3 protein-coding genes and 1 pseudogene are annotated in these 8,800 nt (G+C 58.8%); all 4 read left to right on the top strand.

Annotation, left to right across the window (positions count from 1 at the left end):
- Positions 1 to 345: 345 nt before the first annotated feature.
- The 4 genes and pseudogenes from istA to FPZ61_RS11430 all read left to right on the top strand — a co-directional run bounded on the left by istA (position 346) and on the right by FPZ61_RS11430 (position 8,483).
- Positions 346 to 1,902: an IS21 family transposase gene (gene istA / locus FPZ61_RS15585; RefSeq protein ID WP_255441557.1), complete on the top strand. Its 1,557-nt coding sequence runs from the start codon at positions 346 to 348 to the stop codon at positions 1,900 to 1,902.
- Positions 1,817 to 2,581 (top strand): IS21-like element helper ATPase IstB, encoded by a 765-nt coding sequence (istB, locus tag FPZ61_RS11440; RefSeq protein WP_370593433.1) that lies wholly within the window; start codon positions 1,817 to 1,819, stop codon positions 2,579 to 2,581. The genes istA and istB overlap by 86 nt, the downstream gene beginning before the upstream one ends.
- A 799-nt stretch (positions 2,582 to 3,380) precedes the next feature.
- Positions 3,381 to 4,618 (top strand): annotated as a pseudogene (locus FPZ61_RS15920) (IS256 family transposase).
- 1,174 nt (positions 4,619 to 5,792) lie between these two features.
- Positions 5,793 to 8,483, top strand: a complete 2,691-nt coding sequence (locus FPZ61_RS11430) for a tetratricopeptide repeat protein (RefSeq protein ID WP_185474832.1) — start codon at positions 5,793 to 5,795, stop codon at positions 8,481 to 8,483.
- The last annotated feature ends 317 nt before the right edge of the window (positions 8,484 to 8,800 follow it).

Here is an 8,800-nt window from a genome sequence, read left to right as displayed (position 1 = left end):
TGATCGGCGTCAGTCGGGCATTGGGGTGGCTATGCATGGGGTGTGAGGTCTTGGGATGGGCGGTGACACCCCGACCCTGGCGACCTCACACCCAATCGTCAGCTGAACAACGTGGTGGGACTACACACCTAGCGCGACGCCTGTGCTTGGTCCGCCAGCACCTTGATCAGGTCTTCCCCTGGTGGACCTCGCTGCTGACCCCGCCTCAGCCTGTCCGACGACAATCAGGTTGAGCGGTCTCGGGCGTCTCGTTGACCGCCGCTGAGGGGAGCTGCAGAACCGGGTGCCTTGCGCAGGTCCCCGACGATGCCTGCCCCTCTGACCAGCCAACAGATTGCGCTGTACATGAGCAAACGACGAACAGGCCGTCGCCAGCAGGCGGCTGCCGCAGCGGCGGGCATCTCGGTGAGCAGTGGCCGCCGGATCGAGCGTGGCGATCTCCAACCCAGGGCAGCGTCACCGCGTGGCCGTCGCCGACCCGATCCCCTCGAGACGGTGTGGGAGGCGTTGCTGATGCCCTTACTGGAGCGCCATCCAGCCCTGACACCCACCACCCTGCTGGAGCATCTCCAGGAGCGGAAGCCTGATCAGGACTGGGCGCCGCATCTGCGCACGCTGCAGCGACGGGTGCGCCAGTGGAAGGCCCTGAATGGTCCTGCTCCGGACGTGATGTTCCCGCTGGAGTATCAGCCCGGGGAGCTGGCGTTCTGTGACTTCACCAGGGTCAAGCGGGTGGCGATCACGGTGCGGGGGGAACCCTTTCCCCACCTGTTGTTTCATTACCGGCTGGCCTGGAGCGGCTGGTCGTGGGGCCAGGTGATCCAAGGCGGCGAGAGTTTCGTGGCTCTCTCGGAGGGCCTGCAGAACGCCATGGCGGCCTGTGGTGGTGTGCCGCGGGAACTGCGTACGGATCGGCTCTCGGCCGCCAGCCGCAATCGCGACGGCAGTTACGCCGCCGACATCACCGCCCGCTACCGAGCCCTTTGCGCTCACTACGGCCTGGTGGCCAGCCGCAACAACCTGGGCTGCCCCCACGAAAACGGTGTCGTGGAAGGTCCCCATGGCCATGCCAAACGGCGGCTGGAGCAGCAGTTGTTGCTACGCGGCAGCCTTGATTTCGACGACCCCACCGAGTACGGCGAACTGGTGGCGGGGGTGTTCGAGGGCCTCAACCGCTCCCGGCTGCGGCGCCACGAGCAGGAGCTGGAGCACCTGGAGCCTTTGCCGGCCTTCCGCTTTGCTGACTACGAGCTTCTGCTGGTGCGGGTGCGGCGCACCAGCACGATCGAGGTGCGGCAGGTGGTCTATTCGGTGCCGCCGTCCCTGATCGGCCAGCAGGTGAGCGTGAAACTGCACCACGACCGGCTGATCGTCCACCTGGGCTCCACGTGGGTGTGTCAGCTGCGGCGGGTCTACGGCAGCGGCAGCCACGGCCCGCGGGCCTGGTGCATCGATCTGAATCACCTGATCGATGGGCTGCGGGCCAAGCCCAGGGCCCTGCTGCACTGCCGCTACCAGCGGGAGCTGTTTCCGGGGCAGCGCTGGTGGGACTGCTGGCAGTGTCTGCTGGCTGGAGGGGATCGCGATGGCGCCGCTCGGCTGATGGTGGAAGCCCTCCATGTCGCCTGCCGGCTGGCCCCGCAGGAGCGGGAGCTCACCTTTCTGGAGCAGGGGCTGGAGCGCCAGACGCTGTCTCTATCGGCCCTGCAACAACACTTCCGCCTGCCGCCACGTCACTGCCCGAGGCGGCAAGAGATTCCTCAACACACCCTGGCCTCCTATGACCTCTTCCTTGTCCGTACCGCGGCCGGCCGCGGTGGAAGCAACACTGCCGATCCTGCTGCGGCAGCTCAAGCTGGCACGATTCCGCAGCCACTGGCAGAGTCTTGCCGCGCAGGCTGAGGCACAGGGCTGGAGCCATCCCCAGTTCCTCTACGCCCTGTGCGAGCTGGAGAGCGACCAGCGGCAGATCGCCCGCCGTGAACGCCTGCTGCGCGAGGCCCACCTGCCGTGGCAGAAAAGCCTGACGGACTACGACCACCATGGGCTGGCACCGGAGAAATGGCAGGAGCTGCAGGCCCTGAGCCTGAGCCCTGACTGGCTGCTGCGGGGTGAAAACCTGCTGATCTTTGGCCCCAGCGGCGTTGGCAAAACGCACCTGGCGGGTGGGATCACGATGGCGCTGATCGCCATGGCCCAGCCCTGCCGCTTCTTTGCCGCGACGGCCCTGGTGCAGCTGCTGCAGAAGGCCAAGGCGGTCTACGAGCTGCCGGCAATGCTGCAGAAGCTCGATCGCTACGGCCTGCTGGTGATTGACGACATCAGCTACGTCCGCCGCAGCGAACTGGAGAGCAGCGTGCTGTTCGAGCTGATCTGCCATCGCTACGAGCGCCGCTCGCTGCTGATCACCTCCAACCAGCCATTCCGGGACTGGGACGACATCTTCCCCAGCAGTTCCATGACCGTGGCGGCGGTGGACCGGCTGGTGCACCACTGCCGAATCGTGGAGATCGGCGGTGAGAGCTATCGGCAGCGGCAGGCCAAGGCAAGGCTGGCCGCGATGGACGGCTCTCTGGCCTAGCAACCGGCCAGAGGAGGGTCGGAGCAGCCATCCCGCTGGAGGGGCTCCCGCTACCGGCGGACCTTAATGTCCGCCGGCCCGTGCGGTCGCGCGGCACGGCGGGGCGACAACGATGGTCACGATGAACGTCAGGGGACCAGATCGACTGCAGCCAAAGGATTCGGAGCCTGAGAAATGATCAAGGCGAAAATGGCTGGTCTGCGACCGTGACCGGATTGTCGTCTCACGTCAAACAGTCCGCATCGGCAAAACCACTGCCGTACAGTCGATATGCAAGAAATGACGGTGTCTCAGGTCCGTCTCAAAACCGCTCAACCAGATTGTCGCGGCGTTCAACCTGATTGACACGGGGCATCAGCCTGCGCCGCGCCTACAAATGGCTGTCCCTCTGCAGTGCAGTCGGGCCCGCGGCCTGGCGGATCGACGAAGCATTCGGCGCCGCCAACGACGAACGCTCGATCCGCACGCAGCAACTGCAGTGCACGGTGGATCTGCGTTGCCACTGCCTGCACCTGCCCCACATCGCCCGTCTCCTCCCGCCCCCTTCTCCACTATTGCTCGCACCCTTGCCGCTCGGCCTTGACGCTTCCGGAAACTGGAGCCAAGCCCACCGGTGTAGAGCTACAAGTGGCAGCGGCCCGGGCTTGCGTCCCCTGTGTTGGTGTAAATCCCTGGGGACCTCAACCCCGGCGTAGCCGGGGTTGAGCGCGCACCACAGCGACCCGGCTCAGCCGCTGGCGTTGCAAGGGCTGGGCAGGCCCGTGACCCTGGTTTGAGCACTACCTCAACCAGACGAACCATGCCCAATTCCAATCGTGCCTCAACTGAGCTGGCGCCGCTACTGGATGGCAGCAGTGCCGGTGAGCTGATCCCCGAGCTGGTGCGCCACGGCCTGCAGCAGCTGATCGAGCTGGAGGTCGCTGCCGTGCTCGGCGCGGAGCGCCATGAGCGCAGCGAGGACCGGCTCGGCTACCGCAACGGCTACCGGCCGCGCACCCTGGCCACCCAGGCCGGAGACATCGACCTGCTGATCCCCAAACTGCGCACCGGTGGCTTCCTTCCCTCGATCCTCGAGCCCCGCCGCCGCGTCGATCAGGCCCTCTATGGCGTGGTGATGGAGGCCTACATCGGCGGCATCTCCACCCGCAAAGTGGACACCCTGGTGGCGGCCCTGGGCGTCCAGAGCGGTATCTCCAAATCCCAGGTGAGCCGCATCTGCCAGGAGATCGACCAGCAGGTGCAGGCCTTTCTGAACCGGCCGCTCCAGGAGTCCGGCTACGCCTACGTCTATCTCGATGCCACCCCTACCTCCACGGCCGGCTGGGCCGGGCCCTGCAGGTCTGCTCCAGGGCTGCTGTGATCGCAATGGGCGTCAATGCCGACGGCCGCCGTGAACTGCTCGGCCTGCAGGTGGGTGACAGCGAAACCGAGAGCTTCTGGAGCGCGTTCATCTCCTCTCTCAAAGAGCGAGGCCTCACTGGGGTCAAGCTGGTGATCAGTGACGCCCATGTGGGCCTGACCAAGGCGATCCGGCGGATGCTGCAGGGCTGCTGCTGGCAGCGCTGCAGGGTCCATTTCGTCAGAAACCTGCTGCAGCGGGTTCCCAAAGCCCACCAGGGGATGGTCACGGCGGCCCTGCGCTCGGTGTTCAGCCAGGAGGACGCCGTTGGCCTGGTGGAGCGCTGGGATGACCTGGCCGCCTCACTGGCCGAGCGTTTCCCCAGGGCCGCCGAGCTGATGGCTCAGGCCAAGGAGGACGTGCTGGCGTTCCGCCACTTCCCGCAGCAGCACTGGAAGAAGGTCTGGAGTACCAACCTGCTCGAGCGCGTCAATGAGGAGGTCAAACGCCGCACTCGGGTGGTTGGCATCTTCCCGAACGACGCCTCGATCACGCGCCTGGTGGGGGCGGTGCTGCTGGAGCAGGACGAGCACTGGCAGCTCGAGGGCCGGCGCATGTTCTCGGCCGAGAGCATGGCCGCGATCCCCTCGCTGGAGGAGCTGCCTGCTCAGCCTTCCCTCCAGGAAGCAGCGGCCTGAGCTCAGGCCCCAGGTGATCGCGCCGTAGCGCCCCCACAGGGCGCAGCGGCGGCGATCACCGCCCCGGGGCCGGCACAGCGGACGTCACGATCAAGATTGCAGGCATAGCCCACAACCGATCGGCAATCCAGACGAAAGACTTGACAAGTCAATCGTCTGGATTCATCGTGAAACAACGAGGTGCAAATGCGTCTCGCGAATGACAGCCCGTCATTCACCCCTGTTCACCCTCAGACCAGGGCAATCGGGCCTCGGGATTTACACCACACGAAGGGACGCGGCCCGGCCCGGCGCCCTCATCCACATCCACATCAAGTCCCTGGCCCGCTTCCGCAAAGTCGGACACCGCATCACAGGCGATTGCCAGAAGGGACGCTCCTACAGAGTCGGCTATGAAAAGTCCACGTCGCTTTGGACGACGCCACGCGCCTGCCTAATCTGGAGGTGCTGGCGGACCAGCAGATGCCCACCGTGAGCGGCTTTCTGGCCCGTGCCGTCGCTTGGTTCGATGCTCAGGACATCGATTGCCGGCGGGTGACGAACGACAAGGGGGCCTTCCTACCTCTCGGCGGCGTGCGCCAAGGCCTACCGCACTCTTCGGATCAGGAACAACCTGTCCAGGCCGTACACGCCCAGGACCAACGGCACTCAGAGAGGCTCATACAGACGCTCTGCCGAGAGCGGGCCTACCCCATGGCCTTCCAGGACTCACAGGAACGGAACCACTCGCGGCCACGTTACCTGTCGATCTATAGCCGCCTCAGGTAGCACTCGGCCTTAAGCTGGCGCTCGCCTCAGCAGCGGATCCTCGAGCTGCTCTGCCGCCCAATGTGGTGAGATACACTATCTAGACTCCATGCGACTTGCCAGTTGAGGACTTTATGCTTTTGAAGACTAGTAGTTTTGCTAGGCGCGTCAGGGCACACTGTTGCAGACTTCCAGAGCGCGATCAATCTTCATATAAACTCTCTAGTCATTGCACTGTTGCCAACCGGATTGGTATTCCCAATGCCATGGGTTATCCCCACTATCATGAGCATACTGGAAACCAACCCATCAGCCAATCAGGCATCTCTATATCTACGCAGATGGCTCTTGGCTAATATGCGTGGCCCTAGCACAGCCTCCTACGCCAAATCTTCATATTAATTCTTTGCTTATACGGTGAGTGGACTTGAGAAGCTTTGCGAATGCGGCTCAGAACTCTCAGCAGTCTTTCCAGGCTGCTCATCGATTGAAAGAGGAGCTTCAGATCAATCAAAATGATGAAACTACTCGCATCAGACTTGCTGAAATCTTGCAGCGTCAAGGCCTTTTTGATGATGCGATTGAACTCTATAGGGAGTGCCTTAGACTAAAGCCCAATTCGCCCTGGCTCTATGGAAAGATTGCTAGGGCCTGCTTTTGTAAAGACTCTATCCAGGATGCCATACTTGCCTATCAAGTTGGACTGGCATTGGCTCCTAATAACTTTGGTCTTTGTCGGGGCCTCGCACAGCTATACCGAGATGTCAATTTAGTCGAATCAGCCCGCCAACAATACAGTGAGATGCTTTCGAGGTGGCCTACAAAACCAGAGCTCCTCTACGACGTGGCTGTTTTCTGCATAGTTCAAGGTGATCTTACTAGCGCTATTACTTACTACGAGGGATTGGCGCGTGTCTCCAAGGGATCCTTTGTGCACCTGTCCAAGACTGCAGACTTTGAGCACCGATACTTAGAAGATTACGCGTCTGCACTTAAGAACTATGAGGCTGCCCTTGGTTTCAACAGTGACTATCTTGATGCCCATTCCGGTATTCTAAATGTTCTTTTTGCAGGGCATAATCTGCCAGAGGCAGAGGCAAAATCTAAATATCTGATCGAGACATTTTCATTTAGTCCCAGTGGTTTCTGCGGCTTGGCACAAGTCCATGAACAAGCGAAGAACATGAATATCGCGCTTGATTGCTGGCTTGAATGTCATAGTCGTTTTCCAGACAACCATTTTGTCCTGCGACGGCTGGCACAAATTCAGGCGCAAATGGGACTCCTTACTGAATCAAGTGATACGTACGCTTCAATATGTCAGCTTTTTCCAGCTAACCCAAGCGGTTTTGCTGGATTAGTAGATGTTGCCAAGCTGGCTCTAGACTATGATGCCGCACTATGCGCGTGCGATAGGCTAATTCGGCTGTTTCCAGCTTACATAGAAGGATATATCAAGCGTGCTCTCATCCTATTACGCTTAGACAGGCTGCAAGAAGCAGAGGCGTTTCTTCGCCAGCATTTACAACGTGAAACCGATCTGTGCACTGGCTTAAGAGTTCTTTACTCGGAGTCGCGAGACCTCAAAGGTTCGCTCTTTTACGCTGTTAAAACTTACGAGCTATCACCTTCCACTGATACTTATGCTCACGCTCTTAGCGCCGCCATTCGTTCTGGAGAGATAGAGCAAGTAGAGATGCTCTTGGACGGCTTGTGTGATGAGAACATATTTTTCTCAAGGCATCCTATCGCTGTTCTACTTAGAAAGCTTGCTCACTTCTCCAGCTTGGGCTTCATTGATCGTTCATGGGCACTGCTGCAGTCAGTCTTCTCTTTCTATAGCCGATCATGTTCTCGTCATCAACGCATATTTAAGCATGACTCAATTATCTTGACTGCTGTCTTTCTAGGCTTCCTGCGCGACTGTTTAAGGTATAAGAGGCCTGATAAGGCCAATATACTTCTTAAAGCCGCTGAATCCTTTCATGGTCTCCATGATCACCCATGGACACTCTCTTGTGCAAATTACTTGATCGGTGCGTATTACCGTGAAATTTCGGCCATGGAGACAGCAGTCTCCTACTTCGAGACGGGTCTTTCACTAAATCCAAGTAGCGACTATTTTTTGCCTCAGATTAAGCAGGCCCTTCAGAAAGAGTATAAGGAGGTCCCCGATCAGCTCTTTTCGGGTCCCACGACAGGCGCGGCGTTGATGATCATCACCTGCAGGGCAAACCTTCACAAAGCGGACTATATTCGGGAGCGCTACTACAAATCTCTAGGCATACCCTACTGTTTTGTGATTGGCGATCCGTTCTTGGTCAGGGAGTGGGTCGCCGAGGGTGATATCCTGTATGTGAAGTGTCCTGACAACTACGAGTCCCTCTCCACGAAAGTGCTCAAGGCATTTAGCTTTTTCCATGTCTGTACCGACTTTTCCGGTGTTTTGAAGCTGGACGATGATTGCGCAATTACAAGCATTAGTCGGTTCCGTGAGGTCATGCAACAGTTCTTTAATGATCCTCCTAGTGACTTTATGGGCACAATATGCGGTCCAACAGTAGGCCGCGCTTGGCACTTTGGCAAGTGCGCGGATGAAAACATCTCTCATCGGCCATACGCACTACCCCCTCAGGTAGAGTGGTGTGGGGGCGGAGAAGGGTACTACCTGTCTAAGAAAAGTCTTCGATACCTCTTCGAATACACTACAAAATATCCCGATGTATTACTTGGGCATCTCTATGAAGATGTCTTTATAGCGTTTTGTCTTTCTAGCTATGGAATTAAGCCCGTGAATTATTCACTGCCTGCAAGGGGCCTGATTCTAGTTGATTCAAGAATATCGGCCGCCTCATTGATGCAAAGTGATGCCGCTGATATTCTCATCTCGGACGGGCTGAGATACGCATCAGCCGGGCAGCATCATCTGGCGATTGTCGCTATTCAAAAGGCGCTTGCAGTTAATCCTGGCTATTCGCCTGAGGCATATACGTGCCTTGCAGATGCTTTCCATCATGAGAACCTGGATGAAGATGCTATTACTACCCTTTTGGCTGGTGTATCACGATTCCCGGGCTGTGCGTCCCTTAGACAGCGCCTGGATCAGCTAACCGCTTGAAACACCATAGATCTGATTGTGCAACTATTTGCCCTTCTCCTCTCTGGACAATCTTCTCTGCACTGTATTTGTATTCTCATCGCATGAATCATTGGGTTTATATTATTCTAGGCGCTTTCGTGCGACGGAGTCTCTTCCAGGCGCTGCGACACCTTGCCAGCAGGTGCTCTACCTGCTTCCTGCCAGCAAGAGCATGTTCTCTATCCAGTCAAGATCGTGATGCTTAATGGAATATCTTGCTGCGTCAAAATGTCAGCTTGCGGCGGTACGACAGCCTCCATATATTGACACGCGGCTGTCTTTTTCTAACATTGAAA

This window comes from Synechococcus sp. BSA11S (genome assembly GCF_014224355.1).
Taxonomy (GTDB): Bacteria; Cyanobacteriota; Cyanobacteriia; order PCC-6307; family Cyanobiaceae; genus Regnicoccus_A.
The sequence above is the reverse complement of the archived record's forward strand: the minus strand, read 5'-3'. Positions and strand labels throughout refer to the sequence as shown.